The organism is Acinetobacter sp. RF15B (assembly GCF_007558235.1).
Classification (GTDB): Bacteria; Pseudomonadota; Gammaproteobacteria; order Pseudomonadales; family Moraxellaceae; genus Acinetobacter; species Acinetobacter lwoffii_C.
Genome location: NZ_VLSR01000002.1, coordinates 188,243 through 212,329, shown reverse-complemented (window position 1 = coordinate 212,329; position 24,087 = coordinate 188,243). Strand labels below are relative to the sequence as shown.

Annotated in this window: 14 protein-coding genes, 1 tRNA gene and 1 pseudogene; 5 read left to right on the top strand and 11 right to left on the bottom strand. The window is 44.6% G+C overall.

What is annotated here, in order from left to right; genetic code table 11:
* Positions 1-48 precede the first annotated feature (48 nt).
* From E2K74_RS02310 to E2K74_RS02300, 3 genes are all read left to right on the top strand, one after another.
* Complete coding sequence (locus tag E2K74_RS02310) at positions 49-753, top strand: CoA transferase subunit A (RefSeq protein ID WP_151205245.1); 705 nt, start codon at positions 49-51, stop codon at positions 751-753.
* 2 nt (positions 754-755) lie between these two features.
* Positions 756-1,394: a CoA transferase subunit B gene (locus E2K74_RS02305; protein ID WP_151206116.1), complete on the top strand. Its 639-nt coding sequence runs from the start codon at positions 756-758 to the stop codon at positions 1,392-1,394.
* 97 nt (positions 1,395-1,491) lie between these two features.
* A complete protein-coding gene (locus tag E2K74_RS02300) occupies positions 1,492-2,904 on the top strand; it encodes a short-chain fatty acid transporter (protein ID WP_151206115.1) in 1,413 nt (470 codons plus the stop codon).
* Positions 2,905-3,693: 789 nt separating this feature from the next.
* On the opposite strand, the gene E2K74_RS02295 is transcribed toward E2K74_RS02300, so the two are convergent.
* The 3 genes from E2K74_RS02295 to E2K74_RS02285 form a co-directional block, all read right to left on the bottom strand.
* Positions 3,694-5,187 (bottom strand): OmpA family protein, encoded by a 1,494-nt coding sequence (locus E2K74_RS02295; RefSeq protein WP_151206114.1) that lies wholly within the window; start codon positions 5,185-5,187, stop codon positions 3,694-3,696.
* A 218-nt stretch (positions 5,188-5,405) separates the two neighbouring features.
* The gene (locus E2K74_RS02290; protein WP_151206113.1) at positions 5,406-6,644 is read right to left on the bottom strand and encodes a dihydroorotase; all 1,239 of its coding nucleotides are present in this window, start codon (positions 6,642-6,644) and stop codon (positions 5,406-5,408) included.
* 10 nt (positions 6,645-6,654) lie between these two features.
* The gene (locus E2K74_RS02285) at positions 6,655-7,671 is read right to left on the bottom strand and encodes an aspartate carbamoyltransferase catalytic subunit (protein ID WP_151206112.1); all 1,017 of its coding nucleotides are present in this window, start codon (positions 7,669-7,671) and stop codon (positions 6,655-6,657) included.
* A gap of 788 nt (positions 7,672-8,459) precedes the next feature.
* Between E2K74_RS02285 and rlmKL the strand changes: the two genes are divergently transcribed.
* Entirely contained in the window at positions 8,460-10,664 is a 2,205-nt protein-coding gene (gene rlmKL / locus E2K74_RS02280; protein WP_151206111.1) for a bifunctional 23S rRNA (guanine(2069)-N(7))-methyltransferase RlmK/23S rRNA (guanine(2445)-N(2))-methyltransferase RlmL, read from the top strand.
* A gap of 239 nt (positions 10,665-10,903) precedes the next feature.
* On the opposite strand, the gene clpB is transcribed toward rlmKL, so the two are convergent.
* From clpB to crp, 3 genes are all read right to left on the bottom strand, one after another.
* A complete protein-coding gene (gene clpB / locus E2K74_RS02275; RefSeq protein WP_151206110.1) occupies positions 10,904-13,483 on the bottom strand; it encodes an ATP-dependent chaperone ClpB in 2,580 nt (859 codons plus the stop codon).
* A gap of 242 nt (positions 13,484-13,725) precedes the next feature.
* Positions 13,726-14,775, bottom strand: coding sequence for an NADP(H)-dependent aldo-keto reductase (locus tag E2K74_RS02270; RefSeq protein ID WP_151206109.1), 1,050 nt, complete (start codon positions 14,773-14,775; stop codon positions 13,726-13,728).
* 186 nt (positions 14,776-14,961) lie between these two features.
* Positions 14,962-15,669: a cAMP-activated global transcriptional regulator CRP gene (gene crp / locus E2K74_RS02265; protein ID WP_151204456.1), complete on the bottom strand. Its 708-nt coding sequence runs from the start codon at positions 15,667-15,669 to the stop codon at positions 14,962-14,964.
* A gap of 146 nt (positions 15,670-15,815) precedes the next feature.
* Here crp and E2K74_RS02260 point away from each other — a divergent pair, with 146 nt between their 5' ends.
* Positions 15,816-16,238, top strand: coding sequence for an OsmC family protein (locus E2K74_RS02260; protein WP_151206108.1), 423 nt, complete (start codon positions 15,816-15,818; stop codon positions 16,236-16,238).
* 47 nt (positions 16,239-16,285) lie between these two features.
* On the opposite strand, the pseudogene E2K74_RS02255 reads toward E2K74_RS02260, so the two are convergent.
* The 5 genes and pseudogenes from E2K74_RS02255 to E2K74_RS02235 all read right to left on the bottom strand — a co-directional run bounded on the left by E2K74_RS02255 (position 16,286) and on the right by E2K74_RS02235 (position 24,083).
* A pseudogene (locus E2K74_RS02255) lies at positions 16,286-17,320 on the bottom strand (metallophosphoesterase).
* A 267-nt stretch (positions 17,321-17,587) separates the two neighbouring features.
* Positions 17,588-19,825 (bottom strand): NADP-dependent isocitrate dehydrogenase, encoded by a 2,238-nt coding sequence (locus E2K74_RS02250; protein ID WP_151206107.1) that lies wholly within the window; start codon positions 19,823-19,825, stop codon positions 17,588-17,590.
* A gap of 1,217 nt (positions 19,826-21,042) precedes the next feature.
* Positions 21,043-21,119, bottom strand: a tRNA-Val gene (locus E2K74_RS02245).
* A gap of 46 nt (positions 21,120-21,165) precedes the next feature.
* Entirely contained in the window at positions 21,166-23,160 is a 1,995-nt protein-coding gene (locus E2K74_RS02240; protein ID WP_151206149.1) for a transglutaminaseTgpA domain-containing protein, read from the bottom strand.
* 17 nt (positions 23,161-23,177) lie between these two features.
* Complete coding sequence (locus E2K74_RS02235; RefSeq protein WP_151206106.1) at positions 23,178-24,083, bottom strand: DUF58 domain-containing protein; 906 nt, start codon at positions 24,081-24,083, stop codon at positions 23,178-23,180.
* Positions 24,084-24,087 lie beyond the last annotated feature (4 nt).

Below are 24,087 nucleotides of genomic sequence, written 5' to 3'. Positions count from 1 at the left end.
CAGATCTTCTCAAACGAACTGCAAGAAAAAAATAAATCGAGGTAATAAATGGCAAATAAAGTATATGACAGTGCAGAAGCTGCTTTAGACGGCGTGGTTCAGGATGGACAGACCCTGGCCGTAGGTGGTTTTGGTTTATGCGGTATTCCGGAAGCACTGATCGCGGCCTTAAAAGAAACTGGGGCAAAAAACCTGACCTGTATTTCCAATAATGCTGGCGTGGATGGCTTTGGTCTGGGACTTCTACTGGAAACCAAACAGATTAAAAAAATGATCTCCTCTTATGTCGGTGAAAATAAGGAATTTGAACGTCAATACTTAAGCGGCGAACTGGAAGTGGAATTAACTCCGCAAGGCACCTTGGCCGAAAAATTACGCGCAGGTGGTGCAGGCATTCCAGCCTTTTATACCGCGACGGGTGTCGGCACAGTGATCGCTGAAGGTAAGGATGTCCGTGAGTTTCATGGCAAGTCTTATATTCTGGAAGAATCTCTAACTGCCGATGTTGCGCTAGTCAAAGCCTATAAAGCCGATAAAGCGGGTAATTTAATTTTCCGTAAAACCGCCCAAAACTTTAATCCGGTCTGTGCCATGGCTGGCAAAGTGACTATTGCTGAAGTGGAAGAAATTGTCGAAATTGGCGTACTGGATCCGGACGAAATTCATCTACCGGGAATTTATGTGAACCGGATAGTCCTGAACGCTCAACCGGAAAAACGTATTGAACAGATGACTTTAAAGGCGGAGGCTTGATCATGGCTTGGACACGTAATCAAATGGCGCAGCGCGCCGCTCAAGAGCTTGAAGATGGTTTCTATGTCAATCTCGGGATTGGCCTGCCCACGTTAGTTGCCAACTATATTCCGGAAAATATCAATGTCTGGCTGCAGTCGGAAAATGGCCTGCTGGGGATTGGTGAATTTCCAACGGCAGAGACTGTCGATGCCGACCTGATCAATGCCGGTAAACAAACCGTGACTGCACGTAAAGGGGCTTCATTTTTCTCCAGCGCTGACTCCTTTGCCATGATCCGTGGCGGTCATGTCAATATCGCCATTCTGGGAGCCATGGAAGTTTCAGCCCAAGGCGATCTAGCGAACTGGATGATTCCCGGTAAAAAAGTGAAAGGTATGGGTGGCGCCATGGATCTGGTCGCGGGTGTACAAAAAGTCGTGGTCCTGATGGAACACTGTGCCAAAGATGGCACACCAAAGATCGTCTCAGAATGCAGCCTGCCACTGACTGGCCAAGCAGTCGTCCACAGGATCATTACCGATCTGGGGGTACTGGATGTTACTCCTGATGGAATTCGTCTGGTTGAACTGGCACCGGAGGTAAGTTTTGAGGAAATCCAGCAAGTTACTGGCGTACCGCTACTGCGTAACGTTGCCTGATCTATCCAGCCCTTAAGAATACATTTTCTTAAGGGCTTTTTTTATATTCAACTGCTGCATTTCAAAATAATAATCGCAGAATAAATGGATTTTAATCATGTCGACACAACAAAATATCTTGCAGCGCTTCGCCTTGCGCGTCAGCGACTGGTCAGAAAAATGGTTTCCTGATTCTTATATTTTTGCCCTGCTTGGCGTGATCATTGTAGCGATTGCCGCAATCGGAATTGGTGCACCGGCACAGGATGTGGCGATTTCCTTTGGCGACGGCTTCTGGAGCCTGATTCCCTTTACCTTGCAAATGTGCATGCTGATCGTGGTCGGTTATGTAGTTTCAGTGTCCAAGCCGGTACAAATACTAATTCAGAAAATGGCACGCCTGCCGCATTCCGGACGTGGCGCGATTGTCTTGGTCGCCACCGTCAGCCTGCTCATCTCCCTGATTAACTGGGCCATGAGCACCGTACTGACTGCACTACTTGTCATTGCACTGGCACAGCGCAAAGAACTTAATATGGATTACCGCGCTGCAGCCGCAGCCGCGATTATCGGGATGGGAGCCACCTGGGCACTGGGCATCAGTTCCTCAGCAGCCCAGTTACAGGCCAATAAATCCAGTCTGCCTGAGCCAATTTATAACCTGACTGGGGTCATTCCGTTTACCGAGACTATTTTCTTGCCGCAATCCATGATCATGACGGCGGTACTGATTGTGGCTTCAATTGCGATTGCTTACTGGTCAGCACCTAAAGGGTCTGACATTAAAACTATAGAGCACTTCCCGATTCAGATTGAAGAAGAAAAACCGCAAGTATCTGCTGAAAAAAGACCGGGGGACTGGCTGGAAAATTCACCGATTTTGAGTATTCTGATTGTGATTCTGGGTGCAGTCTGGATGTTTAACGAATTTTCCAAAAGCAATCCGATTCTGGCCATTTCCAGCTTAAATACCTATAACTTTATTTTCCTGATTTTGGGCGTGGCCTTGCACGGTACGCCACGAAATTTTTTAAATGCAGTTTCCAAGGCTGTTCCGGCTATTTCAGGGGTACTGATCCAGTTTCCACTGTATGGCAGTATTGCCTTTATGATGACCAATGCGCTGAACCCGGCCGATCTGTCGCTGTCACATTATATTGCTGAATTTTTCGTTTCAATTGCCTCGCAGGAAACCTTTGCCATCGTGATGGGACTCTATTCAGCGATTCTGGGCTTCTTTATTCCATCTGGCGGCGGCAAATGGATTATTGAAGCACCATATGTGATGCAGGCCGCACATGACCTGAAAGTGCATCTGGGCTGGTCAGTACAGATTTATAATGCGGCAGAAGCCCTGCCCAATCTGATTAACCCTTTCTTTATGCTGCCGATGCTGGGCATCTTAAAGTTAAAAGCCAAAGACGTGATTGGATTTACGGTTACCCAGCTAATTTTCCACCTACCTTTGGTACTGTTCCTGCTCTGGTTCTTGGGCCGAACTTTAACTTATAGTCCGCCGGTATTTTCTTAATTCACACCTTGGATTCTCAGAACTGCAATAGAGATTCAAGTGTTGGAAGGAAGTAAGATGAGCGAACATTCTGCTTCCGACCAACCAAAGTCAAAATTGCATCATGACCTATACTCCTCTTGCTCAAGAAGAAAGACACCACATATATACCGTGTTAGGTGAAGGTTTTTTTAAACAGCATATCGCTCTTAAAGATTGCAACGATTGCTAGGGAAATTACAGGCAATCGAGCAAGAAATGATTGTTCTGCCAAGCAGGCCCATAAATTAGCGCAAAGATGTTATGTTTCAAATCCTAAAAAATCCATGCTGAAATGTGGGCATATATTATCTCTGGTCTTGAGCTTCGTCCAACAAGATGAAAATAAGGGTAAAGCCTGCATAACAGACGTATTGAAATTAAACAGCGAAGTCGCTTTGATGATCTAAAAATAGATACAGTGCTTGGTAAGGACCATCAACCCTTATTGATCTCGAGTGTTGATCGCAAGACCGGTTATGTATGGCTAAAAATGTAGCTCACCTAAGACAGAGGACATCTGCCAGACCAGCATCAGTCTGCTTAAGCCAATCTTAATCAGGCAATAAATTAAAAAGACAGTGATTAAATACCTAGATAGATGAATATCTCTCAGAAATCACTCAAGGTTTGAATCATCACCCAAGAAAAAGACTCGGCTTTAAAAGTCCGAGTCAGGTAGTATGGCAACAACATAGAATGGCATTTCAAATGCAACTCTCAGGGCTAAAAAAGGACGAAAATTCGTCCTTTTTCGTTTAGGCCGCGCTCTTAATTGGCTGTCTTCTCAACCACGCCTTCAGCATCTACTCCACGTACAACTCCCGTTTCGGTATTCACAACCTCAAAAGCCACGCGACGGTTCTGAAATTGCCCGGCACGTGTTGCATTCGATTCAACAGGCTGCTCCTGTCCCATCCCCATTGCACGCAGTTGAGCAGGATCTACCCCCTTCTGAACCAGATAAGTCACAATCGCTTGAGCGCGTCGTAAAGAAAGCGTTTCATTTGCTGCGGTACTTCCTTCAGCATCGGTATGGCCCTTCACGATCAGCTGCACATGAGGCGCTCGTTGCAATAATGCAGCAGCTTGATCCAGCACCAGTTTATTGACCTCTGGAACTTCAGTCGATGCGGTATCAAAATTGATGATCTGTAAATTCAGTGCAGTCGCCACATCCAGTGCTTTAACATTATCGGTCTTGATACTGGCCAAGGCTTGTTCTGCTTCGTTGTTAGCAGTATTAATCACATCGCTTCTATTGAGTGGCTGTTGGGTAACCACAGTGACATTTTTGGCCAGACTACGGATTTGTGCTGCCAGCCGCTCGGCTTCTGCATTGGTTGCTGCACGAACCGAAACCTGCTTGCCAATCCAGTCAAGTGACACATTTGGCATTCCCTGGATTGTTCTCAACACAGTCGGAATGGTATCCTGATCAATAAATTCCGAATGATAGACGTCACTGCTAAGTGCACCACAGCCAATATTATAATTAAAGATCTGCTTGATCTCGTCTTGCAGAATTTGCATATATTGCGGATTGTTGAGTTGCAACTTACAGCTAACCAGCTCACCATTGCTGCCTGTACTCAGCTGTAATGCCGCAGGCTGGGCAACAGCAGCCTCACTGACAGGAATCTGGCCATCCAGACCTACTTCAGGATCATCTTCACGCATGCAGCCGCGAAAGAAAAATAAAATAATAGCGGCAATAATCACGAAAATAATAAAAGGCCATAGCAAGGCGGCTTTTTTCTTTTCCTCTCGAACCTCTGCTACATGTTCCGCTTCCAGTATAGGTGCCTGATTCAGGCTCTGTGCGGCTAGCGTAGAAACCCCTAAGGAAGCCAGAAATGGCTTGGCCCATGCCGGTAAAGCCCTTTCAATTAAATCCGCATACATTTCCAGTAAATAACTGACCGCTTCAGCTCTGGGTGCTCCGGCTTCAGTCTGTAAAAAGCTAATAGTTGGAACAATTGATTTATTCAAGGTTTTTTCTATTTCAGCTTGCGGAGCATCCACAGCCAGCTGGTCAAAAAACTGTTGTTTTAGGGCCGGGTTGGTATTGAATAATTCATCAACTTTTGGATTTAACTGCTGGCTTAAGCTATCAATCCAGGCGGGGCGGGCCCGTAAAATACTTAAAAGTATCGGATAGAACTGAACCAATGCCTGATCTTTTGCATATAAATGTTCGGTTTCACCCTGCAAAACAATCGCACTAACTTCACTTTTGAGCTTTTCAATGAGATCTATATTCATCCTGTCGATCCTTTTATATTTTTATGTCTTTTTTAATGTGTAATATTCTCAACCAGTGTATCCAGCGATCCCCTTATAAATGTAAATAATTGTATTAATATCATAAAGCTTCACGATTTATCGTGAGCTATTTTTATCAGTAATTTTTATCCAGTCATTTAAAAAGCCAGCCGAAGCTGACTTTTTAAATCTCCATCCAAGCTCTAACTCGGCAATATTTATACAGCAATAAAACTCTGCACCACTTTTCCTTTTACCTGTTGCTGGATCAGGGGCGTATTTTTACCTTGAGATACGATGGTGTCTTTGCTGAGCGTCCATTCCTGTTCAGGATCTACCAGCACCCAGCCGGCTTCCTTTTTCCAGCGCTCAAGCATATGGGCAACTTTGGCGGGTGCAATAGTGACTTTTTCAACCCATTCTAGCGGTGTAAACAGGCCTTCATTCACCAATTGAATTCCAAACGGAATATAGGTATCAAAAGCAGTAAAACCTGGCTGTGTTTCTGCAAATGGCGCCATCTTTGCAGAGCTGCTCAGCGGTTCATGATGGGTACAAATCGCATCAATCACTCCTGATTTTACGCCCTGACGCAATAGTTCCTTATCCTGCTCAGAACGAAGCGGTGGACGCACATGAGCAATCGAGTTAAAGCCATCAATCAGCTGATCTGTCAGATGTAACTGATGCATCGCCACATCACAGGTCACCGGCAAGCCTTTTTCTTTGGCAGCACGAATCAATTCTACCGATGCACCGCAAGACAGTAAACCAAAGTGAGCATGTACCTTTGTAGCTTCAATCATCAGCAGATACTTGGCAATGGCGACTGTTTCTGCCAGCACCGGAATCATAGGTAAGCCCTGTCGTGAAGCAATAAAGCCTTCATGCACACAGCCATCTTTGGCAATTTGCGGCTCTTCTGCATAGAACACCACTGTCAGGTCTAAACCTGCGGCATATTCCAGAGTGCGCAGAACAACATCATCATTGGCAAAGGCTGCATTTGCATTGGAAACGGCTGTACAGCCACCCTTTTTCAAACCTGCCATATTGGCCGGCTGATTACCTTGCAGCCCTTGGGTTTGTGCCCCAATCACCTGCAGATAGATGCCGCCATCTAGCATGGCCTTTTCAACCAGACCATGAATCAGTGCGCCATTGTCTTGTACGATGGGTTTTGAATCTGGTGGGGTGAATACGTGTAAAATCCCGTTTGCACGAGCGGCCTTGCCTTCAGATTTCAGCGTTCCATGTTGCTGCTGGCCTGGCTCACGTAAACGTGCACATAAGTCCACCATGGTTGGCATCAGCCATTTACCTTGTCCATCCAGGGTTTCTGAAACATTTTCGCTTGCTGCAATGCGCTTGCCATTTTGCAGATAAACGGTTTCTACGGTATCAGTGTTTTGAATCGGATCAAGAACACGAACATTTTCAATTTTTACTATAGTCATGACTTATTCCTTATACCGCAAGCGCTTCAATCAAACCCTGCTCCTGCAATTGGCCTTGCATCGCCAGCGCTAATACTGCCATACGCACGGCAATCCCGTTGGTGACCTGATTTAAAATCACGGATTGCGGACCGTCTGCAATACTGGAATCAATTTCCACACCACGGTTCATCGGCCCTGGATGCATGACGATACAGTCCGGCTTGGCCAGGGCTAAACGCTCTTTGTTCAGACCGTACATTTTGTAGAATTCAGCCTGAGAAGACAGAGCCGGTGAATCAATCCGCTCGTTCTGAATGCGCAAGGTAATAATCACGTCACAGTCTTTGATGCCCGCTTCCATCTTATTGAACAGGCGAACGCCTTCACCATAATCATCGAAACCATAAGGCAGCAAGGTATTCGGTGCAATTACGCGAATATCTTTACAACCCAGCGTTTGTAATGCAGCCACATCTGAACGGGCTACCCGTGAGTGTTTAATATCACCAATAATCGCGATCGACATATCTTCAAATTTTTTGTTGGTCTCGCGGCGAATAGTCAGCATATCCAGCATAGCCTGCGTCGGATGGGCATGACGACCATCTCCGGCATTGATAATCGCGACATTTGGACACACATCTTTGGCAATAAAATGTGCTGCACCTGAAGAAGAATGACGCACCACGAAAATATCCGTTGCCATCGCTTCAAGGTTCCACAAAGTATCACGCAAGGTTTCACCCTTAGATGTACTGGAACGCGCAATGTCGATATTGAGCACGTTAGCCGACAGACGCTTGGCTGCCGCCTCAAAGGTCGTACGCGTACGCGTAGAATTCTCAAAGAAAAGGTTCATCACCGTCTTGCCTTCAAGCAAATTGTTGGTGATTAGCTGATTTTGGTCATTAAAAAAGGACAACGCAGTGTCCAATATTTTTGTAAGAGTTTCTTTAGAAAGACCTTCGATGGTCAGGAAATGTTTGAGATTTCCTGCTTTATTGAGTTGAATCTGGCTCGGTGTATGCAATGCCGCCAAGTGCATGAGAGATTCCTTATACGTTAAGTCAACGTATTATACAGAAACTGGCGAATCTTTATAGTTAGATGCCGGTTTAGTTGTACAAAAACCATCTTGATAATAAGAATAGAAATTGAAATTCCTCTATATTTTTTCAATAAGATCATCTCAATCAGCTTTTTATATGAATGTCTTTGTATACAAAAAAATAAATGTTTTAGCCTCGGGCATCCGCCCTCATTTCTTTTCAGCACCATGCCCTCATATTGTGAGAAAAAAGCTGAACACGAGAGCTATTATCCTGATTTAAGTTCTCAGTTCTCAGTTCTCAGTTCTTCTAGGCCGATTGTTTCAATTATTAACTCGATACTGGCGATCCATCCAGAATAGCTTGTAAACTCTAAAGTAGATGCAGTCATTCCGACTTTGCTGTCTATGCTGTGCAAGCCAATTAATCCTGTAGCTAGCGGCGATTTCAGGCCAGATCCATGATTCCCCTCACCCGATATCCACCTTAAACAGCTATAAACCAGAAATTGAAAAGATTTTATTTTTACATTATTCAATAGCTGTTATCTCTTCTTCCGATTGATTAAAACAAGCTCAATAACAACTGCCCGCACCTGCTTTACTTGACCGCTTGATCAGGTTAAAACAGGACAACATGTATCGCCATGCATCAGTTAAGCCATGAAGAGCGGCTTTTTTCTAACAACAGTCACCCGGCTTTTTCAGAATTTAAAAAGCTTTAAGACAGAAAATACGTTAAACTTGCTAGAGTTTTTTATTGTTTATTTTGGTCTCTCTATTTTATGAATACCTCTTCACGTTTAAGCACCTATTGGGTTACCTGTGCCGATGGACTCGAAACCCTCTTAGAAGAAGAATTACAAGGCTTAGGTGTTCAGAATATTGAACGTTTTCCAGGACGTCTTACTTTTAAAGGCAATCTGGAAAATGCGTATCGTATTTGCATGTGGTCACGTCTGGCTTCACGTGTCCTGATGCCAATCCACACCCATGAAATTGAGTTTTCACATGATGCTCGTGATGTTGCTGAAGAGCTGTATGAGGGCGCCATCAGTTTTGACTGGTCACTGATTTTTGCCCCACAAAGTACCTTTGCTATCCGTCTGCATGTAGAGCGTGACATCAAGGTCAATACCCAGTTCGCCACTTTGCGCGCCAAAGATGGTGTGGTTGATTCCTTTATGGAAGCGGTCGGCAAGCGCCCAAGTATTGATACCAAAGCCCCGGAAATCACCATGTATATTCTGGCGGGCAAGAAAGAACATACTTATTGCCTGGATCTGTCTGGCGACTCTTTACATAAACGCGGTTACCGCCGTTTCATGACGGATGCCCCGATCAAGGAAAACCTGGCGGCTGCGATTCTGCAAAAAGGTGGCTTAAAAGCGCTCAACCCAGACCTTATCGTCGATCCGATGTGTGGTTCAGGTACTTTTATTATTGAATCCTTGATGATTCTAACCGACCGTGCGCCTGGTCTGGTCCGCCGTTTCGGCTTCAATGGCTGGAGTGGTCACGACCATGAGCTGTGGATGGCCATTAAGGCCGAAGCTGCCGAGCGCCATCAAACTGCACTCGAAAATCCACTACCAAAGTTTTATGCCTTTGATGCGGACTGGGAAGCCATTAAAGCCACTCGCCAGAATATTATTGCTGCGGGCTTTGAAGGCTTACTGGATCGGATTCTCATTGAAGAGCGCACCCTGTCAGATTGGCCAGATTTCCAGGCAGAAGGCAAAAAAGTCTTCTTCGTAACCAACCCTCCTTATGGTGAGCGTCTGGGTGATAAGGCCTCGAACCGTGCCTTGTATCTGGGTTTATCCAACCTGTTACAGAAAAACTTCCCGAATCAGAAAGCCGCAGTCATTGCAGCACAAGTCGAACAGGCCGACGTACTGGCCTTTAATGAGCCGCAAATCCTGCGTTTGATGAATGGTAAATTACCCATTTATATCCGTTTCGGTACAGTCAAACCAGCCACAGTAGCGCGTCCATTTTTAGAAGGCTGGCAGCCACAACAGTTTGAGCCGATCGAAGGTGCTATGGAGTTTGCCAACCGTCTGACCAAAAACATGCAAACCCTGAAAAAATGGGCGGTTAAAGAAAATGTCCACTGTTTGCGCCTATACGATGCCGACCTGCCAGATTTTAATGTCGCGGTAGACCTGTATGGCGAGCGCTTACACGTTCAGGAATATGCACCACCGAAAAAAATTGATCCTGAAAAAGCGAAAAAACGTTTCAATCTGGCTTTACAGGCGATTCGTGCTGTCACGGGTCTGAACCGTGATGCAATCTTTATCAAGACCCGTGCCCGTCAGGAAGGTAAAAACCAGTACACCAAGCAAAGTACGGCATCGAAACGCTTTATCGTACAGGAAGGTCAGGCTAAAATTCTGGTTAACCTGACGGATTATCTGGATACTGGCCTGTTCCTGGATCACCGCCAAATCCGTTTACGTATTGCCAAAGAAGCCAAAGGCAAGCACTTCCTGAACCTGTACAGCTATACCTCGACGGCAAGCTTACATGCGGCTTTGGGCGGTGCAGCCAGTACCACCAGCGTGGATTTATCCAATACTTACCTGAACTGGTCAAAGGAAAATTTCGTACTGAATGGCCTCACCGTGGATCATGCTGACCAGCAGCATCAGTTCTTTGCTTCTGACTGTTTTGAATGGTTAAAAGAAGGGCATGAGCAATATGAACTGATCTTTATCGATCCGCCAACTTTCTCCAACTCAAAGAAATTCTACGGTACTTTCGATGTGCAGCGTGACCATATTTCATTGATCAAGCGTGCCATGAACCGTTTGACCACTGATGGAACCCTGTATTTCTCCAATAACTATCGCGGCTTTGAAATGGATGAGATGATTGAAGGTCTGTTTGATGTGGAAGAAATTACCCATGAAACTATTGGTCCTGATTTCAAGCGTAACCAGAAAATTCACCGTGCCTGGAAAATTACTCATCCACAAATGTAATTTGAGAGTGAATGAACTGTTTTTCGTATAAGAGGCATGCTGAAGTTAAAAACGACATTAGTGTGCCCGCCGGGGTATGAATGTTACGGTTTCACATCATGACAGGAACATTGTACTGATTGTCCTAAATCAGCTTCTTGCACTTCTTGCGGTATAATTTATCAAGCACTCGATATTTTCGTACAACATAAAAAAACCCCAGCCTAGGCTGGGGTTTTTTTATGTTAAGGGAAGTGAACTTAGCTCAGTTTCATTTTCTCAAAGATCAACTCATTGCCTTCAGCCCGAACGACAATGGTATCACCCGGGTTAAATTCCCCCGCAAGAATACTTTGTGCCAGACTATTTTCAATACGTTGCTGAATGGCACGTTTCAATGGACGCGCCCCATACAATGGATCGAAGCCAGCCTCGATCAGCTGATCGAAAGCACTGTCATCGACCGACAGACGCATATCGCGTTCTGCCAGACGCTGACGCAAGCGGTTCAACTGGATATCGGCAATACCGCGAATCTGGTCTTTTTCCAGCGAGTGGAAGACCACCAGCTCATCAATACGGTTAATAAATTCCGGACGGAAATGCTCCGATACTGCATTCATGACTACGTTACGAACTTCATCACGGGTTGCTCCTTCACCCAGCTCACGAACATCCTGTGAACCCAGGTTTGAAGTCATCACAATCACGGTATTTTTAAAATCTACTACACGGCCTTGAGAGTCAGTCAAACGGCCATCATCCAGCACCTGTAGCAGAATGTTAAATACATCCGGATGTGCTTTTTCGACCTCATCGAACAGCACCACGCTATATGGTTTACGGCGTACGGCTTCAGTCAATACTCCACCTTCTTCATAGCCCACATAGCCCGGAGGCGCACCGACCAAACGGCTGACCGAGTGTTTTTCCATAAATTCGGACATATCAATCCGGATCATGGCATCGTCACTGTCAAACAGGAAGTTGGCCAGCGCTTTGGTCAGCTCAGTTTTACCGACACCCGTTGGTCCAAGGAACAGGAATGAACCACTCGGACGGTTCGGATCAGACAGGCCGGCACGTGAACGGCGGACTGCATTAGACACAGCAATCACAGCTTCGTCCTGTCCGACCACACGATTGTGCAGGAATTCTTCCATATGCAGTAACTTGTCGCGCTCACCTTGCAGCATTTTTGCCACCGGAATACCGGTCGCTGCACTGACCACTTCGGCAATTTCATTATCAGTCACTTTGTCACGCAGCAGTTTCGGTGCTTCGCTCTCTTCAGCAGCTTCGATACGCTCCAGCTGTTTTTGCAACTCTGGAATAACACCATATTGATAACGTGCTGCTTCTGCCAGATCACCTTCACGCTGAGCCTTATCAAGGGCAATACGCGCCTGATCCAGTTTGACCTGAATGTCTTTATTTCCAGCCACCAGCGCCTTGTCTGCACGCCAGACCTCTTCAAGTTCGCTATATTCTTTCTCGACCGTTTCAATCTGTTGGGTCAGATGCTGGATCTCGGCTTTCGCGCCACTATCCTCATCTTTTTTCACAGCTTCAAGCTGCATTTTCAGCTGAATCAAACGGCGTTCAAGCTTATCCAGCGCTTCAGGTTTAGAGTCCAGCTCCATTTTAATCCGTGATGCCGCTTCATCAATCAGGTCAATGGCTTTATCCGGTAACTGACGATCTGTGATATAACGATGTGACATTTTCGCCGCAGCAATAATCGCCGAGTCTAAAATCTGTACCCCGTGGTGTGTTGCATAACGGTCTTTCAGACCACGTAGAATTGCAATGGTATCTTCTACACTAGGTTCATCGACCAGCACTTTCTGGAAACGGCGCTCCAGGGCAGCGTCTTTTTCAATATACTGACGGTACTCATCCAGAGTGGTTGCACCCACACAGCGCAGCTCACCACGTGCCAGCGCAGGTTTCAGCATATTCCCGGCATCCATTGCACCATCGCCCTTACCGGCACCTACCAGGGTGTGCAGTTCATCAATAAACAGGATGATTTCGCCTTCATGTTTGGCAAGATCTTTCAGAACCGCTTTTAGACGCTCCTCAAATTCACCTCGATATTTGGCACCTGCCAGCAAAGACCCCAAGTCTAAAGATAATACACGCTTACCTTTCAGACCCTCTGGAACTTCACCGTGAATAATACGCTGCGCCAGACCTTCAACAATCGCAGTCTTACCCACGCCTGGCTCCCCAATCAGTACCGGGTTGTTTTTGGTACGGCGTGACAAGACCTGAATGGTACGACGAATTTCATCATCACGGCCAATGACAGGATCCAGCTTGCCTGCCAAAGCACGTTCAGTTAAATCAATCGTATATTTATTTAATGAGTCCCGTTGATCTTCATGATTATTGCTCATGACTTTTTCATCGCCTCGAATTTGATTAATAAGCTGCTGTAAAGTGTCTTTCTGCACCCCAGCACTGTTTAATAGAGTTTTGGTTGTACCTGTTTCTGCCAGTGCCAATAATACCCAGTCGGTTGAGAGAAACTCATCACCGGCTTTTTGGGCAAAACTGTCGGCCAGATGCAGCATTCTGGCTGCTTCCTGACTGATATTAATATCAGCAGAAGGGTTGCCGAGCTTGGCTGTATCATTCAAGGCTGTCTGTATTTTGCTTTTCAATTCAGGCAGGTTCGCCCCCGCCTGTTGTAGCAGACTGGTATTCGATGCTTCTTCCATCAAGGCGGCCAAGATATGAATCCCGTCAATAGAAGCATGATCTTTGCTCATTGCCAGAGACTGTGCATCGGAGAGGGTTTGCTGCAGGCGATTGGTAAATTTCTCAAAACGCATTCTTGTTATTCCTCACAACAATTTTTTCACTTGATTGGTATATGGGTGCTCAGCAGAGAATTTCAAATAGTTTTTCGTATATTTTTCAAAAACTTAAAATATTAAAGTAGATAGATCTTAGTATTAATATCGGTATAGCAACATTTGATTTCAAGAGTATGAATTAAAATAATTTCTATGCAATGGCAGTTAGAAGCAGATAAAAAATACCCTCATGATGAGGGTATTTAAAAATAGTAGTTTTAAGGTGCAGGGTTTGGCTGCTGACGATGAATGGCATCAATGCCTTGCAACACCTCTTCGGACAGTTCAATTTCAAAAGCCTGAATGTTTTCTTTTAGCTGATCCAGATTGGTCGCGCCAATAATGGTACTGGTCACAAAGAACTGCTGCTTGATAAATGCAAGTGCCAGCTGAGTCAAAGTCAGGCCATGCTGTTCTGCCAGCTGCGCATATTGCTCGGTCGCCCACTCACTCTGTGGATTACTATAACGGCTAAAGCGTGAGTATAAAGTAACACGTGCCTGAGCTGGACGTGCACCGTTACGGAATTTACCGGTCAAATAACCAAAAGCAAGCGGAGAATATGCCAATAAACCGACACCTTCGTATTTGGCAATTTCTGACATGCCAATTTCATAGGTACGGTTCAGCAGGTTATAAGGATTTTGTACGCTGACAAATTTACTTAAGCCGAGCTTTTCTGCCAGATGTAAAAACTTCATCGTTCCCCAAGGAGTTTCATTAGACAGGCCAATATAACGGATCCGGCCTTTTTGAATCTCTGCTTGCAAGGCGCTCAGGGTTTCAGCCAGATCGGTGATTGCACGATCATCAACTGCTTCTGCATTGCCATAGCCGAGCTTGCCAAAGAAATTGGTTGGACGTTGCGGCCAGTGCAGCTGGTACAGGTCAATATAATCGGTTTGCAAACGAGCCAGTGACTGGTCAATAGCTGCTGCAATTTCATCTGCCACAAAACGGGTTTTTCCATCACGAAGATGACTGCCGCCTTGTGAAGGCCCAGCAATTTTCGAGGCTAAAAACAGTTTGTCGCGGCCACCACGTGAGGCAATCCAGTTACCAATGATTTGCTCGGTTGCCCCTTGAGTTTCTGGCTTTGGTGGCACCGGGTACATTTCAGCGGTATCCCAGAAATACAATCCCTGTTCCAGCGCATAGTCTAATTGTTGAAATGCCTCGTCCTGAGTATTTTGCTCACCAAAGGTCATAGTACCCAAACAGATTTCAGGCAATAAAATTCCAGTATCGGCCAAGGGTCTAAATTGCATAGTCGCATCCTAAGAATAAGTAAATGTTTATTAATATGAGTAAGGTCTAACCTATAGGAATTATAAGAAGGACTAAATCACCTTTTCCAAAAATTCTGTACTTAATTGTTATATTTTAAAGAAAAACAGCATTTAAAAGGAATAAAAAAAAGCAAATCCGGAGATTTGCTTTTTTTGGCTTTGGAATTATTCGTCTTCAAGCTCGTCCGTGTCCACGATTTCCGGCTCTTCCAAGGAAGCATCAAAAATCAGAATGGCCTTACCATCAGTTTCAATCATGCCCTGCTCTTCCAGGTTTTTCAGGACACGACCGACCATTTCACGGGAGCAGCCGACAATACGGCCAATTTCCTGGCGGGTAATACGGATCTGACGGCCATTCGGCAAAATCATTGCTTCAGGCTGTGATGACAGATCAATCAGACAGCGTGCAATACGGCCAGACACATCAATAAATGCCAGATCAGTCACTTTGCGTGTGGTATTTTTCAGACGGCGTACCAGCTGGGCAAATACGGCATAACTCAGGTCTGGATATTGCTTGCTAATTTCGTGAAAGTTGTCATAGGTAATTTCAGCAATTTCACAGACATCACGAGTACACACTTCCGCGGTACGCTGTGGATTTGCTTCAAATAAACCCATTTCCCCAAAAAAGTCACCCGCATTTAAATATGCAACGACAATTTCACGATCATCATCTTCTCGAAGAATGATAGATACAGACCCCTTCAGAATTAAATACAAAGATTTAGATTCTGATCCTGCATCCACGATCGTGGTACGTTTCGGATAACGATTAATATATGCACGTTTTAATAACGCCTTCACAGATTCCGGTAATTGCCCCGGAGAAAGTGCGTCTGTGCTTAATTGTGAAAAGTTTGAAGTCATGCTTACGGTTCCGAATATGGATAATTTATAGATCGCACAAGACCTAATGTGAACGTATCACACAGTGGGATGAAATTCCGTATCAACCCAATTTATGTTAGTGTACAGTTACTTTACAAATTTATAGCTTTTTTTAGGTAGTTGCAATGCAAACAAGTGTTCATTGGCTAGAGAATGTTGCTTTTGAGGCAAAAACCCAAAGTGGACATAGTATCATCATGGATGGCTCAGCAGAATATGGCGGTGAAAACCGTGGCCCGCGTCCAATGGAACTCATTTTAACCGGTTTAGGTGGTTGTGCTTCTTTTGATATTGTGACGATTTTAAAGAAAGCACGTCAGGATATTAGCGATGTATGCTGCGAACTGAAAGCTGAACGTGCTGATACGATTCCTGCTGTATTTACCAAAATTCACTTACACTTTGTGGTTAGTGGCAAAGGAATTAAAGACAAGCAAGTGGCCAAAGCAGTAGAATTGTCTGCGGAAAAATATTGTTCTGCCAGCAAAATGCTGTCTGACGGTGGTGTCGAAATTACCCATGATTATGAAATCATTGAAGTAGAGTAATCTTTTGATTTCACTAAAAAAGCAGTCTTTCAGGCTGCTTTTTTATGTTATTTCTGCGTCTGATACTGCCTGCCATTTTCAAAGATCAGACGTTGTTCAGGCAATCTCAAAGCGCCCAGATGTTGACTGAACTCAGCCTGCTGCTGTCAGTCGTGATAACGCTTACCAACTGAGTAGTCAACACAGAATACATTACTGTGCTGTCCGAACCACATCACCGCATCAATATCTTTAAACAGGCCAGACTTTTCTTCAGCACTTTTAAAGTTACGCCAGTAATGCCCGATTACGACTGGTACTCTATCTGCATAGTTTTCCCACCACGCCAGACGGTCGATCATGCGCCAGCGCCCGCCGGCATAAACCGGTTTCTGGGCAATTTTTTCCGCACCTGAACTCAAGGTTCGGATCGGATTCTGCATCTGGTCGCGCCACTCTTTTTCTGCAAGAGATTTTAATAAGGGAATGGTTGCGGTGGGATCCTTTAATTGCCCCTGATATTGCTGCTGTTCTGCCTGAATCTGTTCACTTATTCCCAGAGCCTGTAGCTCAAGCGCAGTTTGCTCCAGGAAATACTCATAAGCCTGACGCAGTGAGTAAAAAGAAGATGATCGCAACTGATCAACCGAGCGTTGATCCCAACAGGCATGTACCACTCTTAAATGCGGCGCGTCTAAAACCAGAGGCAGGCTGTTTAGAAAGTCCAGAATCCATTTTCGATGTCCTTCGGATGCTGGAACTGAATCAAAAGCTTTAAAATCATCCTGATGCGCTGAGCCAAAGAACCAGCCATTCCCCTCTCTAAACGTATCAGTGAGTAGATTAATTTCATGGTTTCCCAAGACGCATTGTGCCCGACCCGCTTCTACCAAGCATTTAACCCGTTTGAGTACCGCCACGCTATCCGGACCACGGTCACATAAATCTCCGACAAAGATCAGCCTGCGCTGTTCTGCTTGATTCCCCTCCTCATCATAGCCCAACACGTGTAGCAAACGATCCAGTGCCTCAATCTCTCCATGAATATCCCCTATAATATCAACTGGGCCTGTGAAAGTTGGCTGTATAAATGCATGACTCATGACAATATCCTCAATGAAATGAGAGCAGGTAGGTTCAGTGTAATGCAGGTTTTTTAAATCAATATGGCCAAAGTAAAAATATTTTTAAAATCAATTTTTGGCAGATTTTTGCTGACAGCATGTTGTATTGAAAAGATATTTTTCAATTATTCTTTAACAGCTTGAATACTCATCTTATTAAAATTTAGAAATAAAAAACAAAAAACCGGCGCCTAAGCACCGGTTCTTATCTGACTTGACTGACCCGAAGATCAGCACAGCTTGTACCTAAGCTTGTAGCGATCCAATGATCTGGTTCAATGTCTCACTTGGGCGCATCACGGCATTTACTTTCGCCGGATCTACCGCATAGTAACCACCGATGTCTGCAGGCTTACCTTGAACTTCGTTCAACTCAGCGACAATCTTCTCTTCATTTTCAGCTAAAGCTTGAGCAATCGGAGCAAATTTCGCTTTCAATTCTGTATCTTCATCTTGCGCAGCAAGTTCTTCAGACCAGAATTTAGCCAGGTAGAAGTGGCTGCCACGGTTGTCCAGCTCGCCAGTACGACGTGATGGAGACTTGTCATTGTCCAGCAATTTACCAGTTGCAGCATCTAGCGTTTTTGCAAGCAGTTTCGCACGCGGGTTATTCTCTTTAATACCCATTTCTTCAAGAGAAACAGCCAACGCCAAGAACTCGCCCAAAGAATCCCAACGTAAGTGGTTTTCTTCTACCAGTTGCTGTACGTGTTTAGGTGCAGAACCACCCGCACCTGTTTCGTACATACCGCCACCTGCCATTAACGGCACGATAGACAACATTTTCGCTGAAGTACCCAATTCCATGATCGGGAACAAGTCAGTCAGGTAGTCACGCAGAATATTACCGGTTACAGAAATCGTATCCAGACCGCGAGCAACACGTTCAAGTGTATAACGCATCGCACGAACCTGAGACATAATCTGGATGTCCAAGCCTTCAGTGTCGTGATCTTTCAGGTATTCCTGAACTTTCTTGATCAGTTCGTTTTCATGCGGGCGGTACGGGTCAAGCCAGAAGATTGCAGGCATGCCAGAGTTACGTGCACGCGTTACAGCCAGTTTTACCCAGTCACGGATCGGTGCGTCTTTCACCTGGCACATACGCCAGATATCACCTTCTTCCACGTTTTGAGACATCAACACTTCACCTGTTTCCAGGTCAGTGATGTTCGCAATACCCGCTTCAGGAATTTCGAAAGTCTTGTCGTGTGAACCGTATTCTTCGGCTTTTTGCGCCATCAGACCAACGTTAGGTACAGTACCCATCGTACGTGGATCGAAGTTACCATTCCACTTACAGAAGTTGATCATTTCCTGGTAAATACGCGCGAAAGTCGATTCCGGCATAACTGCTTTACAGTCATAAGGCTTGCCGTCAGCACCCCACATTTTACCGCCACCACGGATCATTGCAGGCATAGAAGCATCTACAATCACGTCGTTTGGTGAGTGGAAGTTGGTGATGCCTTTTGCAGAATCAACCATTGCCAGTGCTGGACGGTGTTCTTGGCAAGCGTGTAAATCTTCGATGATTTCTTCACGTAAAGATGTCGGTAGAGTTTCGATCTTCTCGTAAAGACCTGCCATACCGTTGTTTACGTTGATACCCAGCTCATCAAACAATTTACCGTGTTTTTCAAAAGCATCTTTGTAGTAAATTTTCACACAGTGACCGAATACGATCGGGTGTGAAACTTTCATCATGGTTGCTTTAACATGTAAAGAGAACAAAATGCCAGCTTCTTTACAATCATCTAGTTCTTTTTCATAGAAGTCGCAAAGCGCTTTTTTGCTCATGAACATGGAGTCGATGATTTCACCGTCTTGCAGCGCAACTTTTGGCTTCAGAACAATGGTTTCACCCGACTTGGTGATCAATTCCATTTTCACATTACGCGCACGATCCAAAGTCATTGACTTTTCACCGTGGTAGAAATCACCTTCATCCATGTGAGAAACGTGAGTTTGTGACCACTGTTTCCATTCATTCATTGAATGCGGGTGTTTTTTCGCATAGTTTTTCACTGCAGCTGGTGCACGACGGTCAGAGTTACCTTCACGTAATACAGGGTTTACTGCAGAACCCAGACATTTACTATAACGCGCCTTGATTGCTTTTTCTTCTTCAGTCACAGGATTTTCCGGATAGTCAGGAATTGCATAACCCTTAGATTGAAGCTCTTTAATACAAGACATCAACTGAGCCACAGAAGCACTGATGTTCGGAAGTTTGATAATATTCGTATCTGGATCTTGGGTAAGACGACCTAGCTCTGCAAGATTGTCTGCTACCTTTTGTTCTTCACTGAGGTAGTCTGAAAATTCAGCGAGCACGCGTGCAGCCACAGAGATGTCAGTTTTAACAACTTTAACACCAGCCGGCTTCGTAAAGGTCTCAATGATCGGCAGCAGCGAATAAGTCGCCAACAATGGCGCCTCGTCAGTCAGTGTGTAAATGATGGTTGACTTTCCACCAGCCATATATAGCCCCTTGCGTTAGATTGAGTTTTTAAGAACCGAGCTTTTGACCCAGTTCCTGCGAACCGATTTGCTTAAATAAACCCTGAGAGTATCGGGCCTGATTGCATTCCAGTCAACGAAATATCCTGTGATGATGACATTTCGAAACGAAATAGTACTTAACGACTCTTTTTTTCATTCCGTTTCTAGCTTTTTCCTCACGTAATCCCTTCTTTGCGCATATTTACGCTTTATTTATAGATATACATGGTTAAGTTTCCATGAAACTTACATAGGTTTAAAACTATTTTACTTGGCTGAATAGACATCTCAGTAGAGAAATGAATACCCTCACCATAAATAAACGAAATGATGCTTTAGCTCATGAAGCCAGCCTATAAGGATACAGATCTGATGGGATCACCTTATTTCTTTCATCATATTGAGATAAATGCTCGAACCGTACCATCAGATCAAAGATAGCGTTGCATGGTCTGGCTGCTCTTAACAGCAGTTGCAAAACTGAAGCCCTTACACTGACGTTAAAATCGGATTTTTTCCAAATCTGTACGACACAGCACAACCTGATATAGTTCATATGCTTTTCGTACGAAATAGCAGCTTATCGTCCTATTGCGTAAACCAACAATAGAATAAGAGTTGGTGTTTCTTATCTTAGACATTTTAAGTCTAAAACAGGAAGCCTTTCCCCCTGCTGCTCATCCTATTTTCTCATAATTTGACTTAAATAGCTAAAGCTAAAATGCTCAATAAAATCTTAAATTTATAGGAATATTTTAAGGTTGGAAATTCGGAATATTTACACTTTTTACTTATTGGTAAATTCACTCTATAAAAACCATATGGCAAACTTAAAATAAACCAAACAAAATCAATAATATATTTTTTTAATAAGTTTTATTTGTTTGTTAGATGGTTAGTTTTTAGCTTTCTATAAAACGCTGGGAAATAAATATGAATTTTAAAGCTCGACAAAACACTCAATAAGAATAAATGATAATAATCAACAATACATATCACATTTAATGATGAAGATAATTTTGTGTCTTTCAACTTAAGAGCTTTATCCTGAATAAAGGAGTCTTCATTTGAGAATCAACAGATTCAACATGGGAGTTTGTCCACACTCGACAACTATTAATTTCCTCCAAAGATATCCCAAAACAAAAAATCCACCTGATAAGGTGGGTTTTAAGCAACTGATTACTCAGTAAATATGGTAGGCATATCCAGACTCGAACTGGAGACCTCTACGATGTCAACGTAGCGCTCTAACCAACTGAGCTATACGCCTATATGCCACGCATCTTATAAATTTTTTCTGACAAAGACAAGCATTTTTATTTAGCTCTTAAAACAGATGCACAAGTTTTAAGCAAATCCTTGAATCTGCTTAATTCTTGGGCGTCTACTTGCAGACCTGAATAGGCCTGTTTCTCAAAAATTTGAATGGCATCAGAAAATAAAGCCGGGTCCGTATCATCTGCCTGTTTCGACAAGCGCAACATCCACTGGCGAAAGGTTTCAGCAGACTGCTGCTTTAAAGGCTGGCTTAAAGATTGGTTTAACTGCTGTATGCTGCGTGCTAAAGGTGACTGTGCCTGCCGAAGTTTCCAATAAATGCTGAGCGCATACAGTAAAGCAAGAATGACGATACCAGCAACCATAAGCATAATACTGGCATAAACCGAATTCAGACCGAGTTTAGACATCCAGCTTTGCTGAGATTCTGTATTATAACCCACCACCTTGCTTTGCCATTGATAACTCGCATAATCACTCCAGACCCGCATTGTAGTAAGCCAGAGATGATGCTGGGTAGGCCAGCCGGATGAATTGGCCCGAACTCGCTCATCCTCAGTCATCAGATTTTGCATTCCGTCATCAATGCGTTGTGGCGCGACCATTGCAGTGGGATCGAAACGCTGCCATGTGTCATCTATCCAGACTTCGGCCCAAGCATGTGCATCCAGTTGCCGTACCTCCCAGCTGCGTCCATCCGGCGCGGCTTGCCCACCCTGATAACCTGTCACTACTCTGGCCGGAATTCCTGCGTAGCGCATCAGCATGACAAAACTGGAAGCATAGTGCTCGCAAAAACCTTGCCGGGATTTAAATAAAAACTCATCAATCCGATTCTTTCCCATGACGCCGGGCTTGAGGGTATAGACAAAACCATTCTGTTGATACCAGTTCAGCACATTGTGTATATAACGGCGTGGCTCGGCACCACTTTGCTGATATAAGCGCTGAGCCAGTCGCTGGGCCTCAGGATCTAAACCGGACTGTATTTGGGTATTGATACGCTGCATATAGTGGGGTACCAACGCCTGGCCTGCATTTGGCTGGTCTATCCACTGTAAATGAATCGGCTCTACCCTCTGGGTCAGGCGTCTTGGAACAATGCTCCAGTCCTGACGATTATAATAACGGTGTTCCAAGGGGATGGATTTTTCCAGCCCCATGATCCAGAACACTGAAGGGTCAGCTGCCAGATACTGATAATCCCAGCGATGATTCATTGCAGCAAGGTTCCGCGACTGCTGAATTAAAGGCTGCTGATTCACAGGATGGCTGGTCCAGCGCTGGCCGTCATAATCATCCAGTACCAAGGCTCGCCAATATAATTCTGAACGCGGCGGCAACTTGCTCATGTCCCCGATGATCCGGAATGCTAACGCACTGGACTGCGACAGTTCGGCAATATCACCGGGCGACATGCTGTCACTAATGCCGGTTATGCCTTTATTTTCAGGAATAGGAATATGCCAGAGCGGTGGCAAACGCGGGAAAAAAATAAAAAGCAGCAGAAAAAATGGAATGGCATAGACGATAAATTTACCGACATATTTGGCATCTTGCTGCAAAGCTTGGCGCTGGGAGCTTTGGTCTTGCTCAAACTCGCTGGTCTGGATTCGGTACAACCCAATTAGACAGCTGAGTAGACACAATAGAATGGCCAATGCCATCATAAACGACTGGCTAAATAAAAATGAACTGGCAGCCACAAATAGTGCAAAATTAAAAACAATAATCAGATCACGTCTGTTTCGGGTTTCCAGGGATTTGGCATACAGAAAAGTTGTCAGTACCGCTACGCCTGCCTCTACACCTAAAAAACTCTGATAATCCAGATAAATGCTGGCTAATGCCAAGACTGTCAGGGAAAAGGTCCATTTTTTAGAAAAGGCCCTCTGTCTTTTTAGTGAAATCCAGATACAGATCAAACTAATGGCAAAAATCAGACTCAATAAAACGGGTAAAAAGGCGATCTGGGCCAACAGGATGAATCCCAAACTTAACACGACCGATACTCGTAGTTTTGTATTGATTATCTCCATTGCCCGTACCCTTATGCCTGTGCCAAAAGCTGCTTAGCTTTGCGTAGTTGTTCATCGCCAGCACCTTTGGGCAATACTTCCTGCGGTAAATGCAGCATATAGGCGCATTGCTGCTGCTCACACTGCTCAATCAGCCCCATGACAAATTCCAGCTTTTCCTCATGCGACTGACTGGGCATATGCTCATAATGAATTTCAATACTGTGCTCATCCTGATACTGCTCAAAGACTTTGACGTATAAGCCCTGTCCACGCGCAAACTGCTTCCAGGAGACGGCTTGCAAAGAATCTCCAGACTGATAGTTACGCAGTTCGCGAAACTCATCCATATCTGGTTCAAAACGGTTTTGATAAGCACGATGTTCTGCACTGAAAGCTTTGGCTTGAGGCGCAACCCAGGCAAAATTCTGATGATATAAATAGGTCCAGGCCCGCACCAGCCCAAAAGGATAAACTGAATAAATCCGAATTGGAGGATAGTCAAATTTCCCACGTTGTTCGGCATAAAAAGGGAGAATCCAGTGCTGCCTGGACTCCTCCAGATATACCTTATGTAATTGCTCACCTGCCTGAATATACAGATAACGTGGTCGTGGTGGCTGTTGCTGAAAATAAAAATGCAGATTCATATCATGCCCTACCTGCCCCACTTCATCTGCAACCAGTTCAATCTGTAAGCCATGTAACTGTTTAAAAGTTAAATAAAAGCTGATACACAATATGGCGCTGATTAAAAAGCAGAATCCCAAAATCAGGTTATTGGCATAGTTCACACCAGCAATAAAAGTAATCAGGATCAAAATCAGGTACAGATAACCCTGCCGATAAATAAAGACCAGAATATCGCGCTGTGAAAACTGTTTTTGCTGTCTAAACTGAAAGCGTTTGGTGAGCCAGTTTCGCCAGGTTTTATCCAAAAGA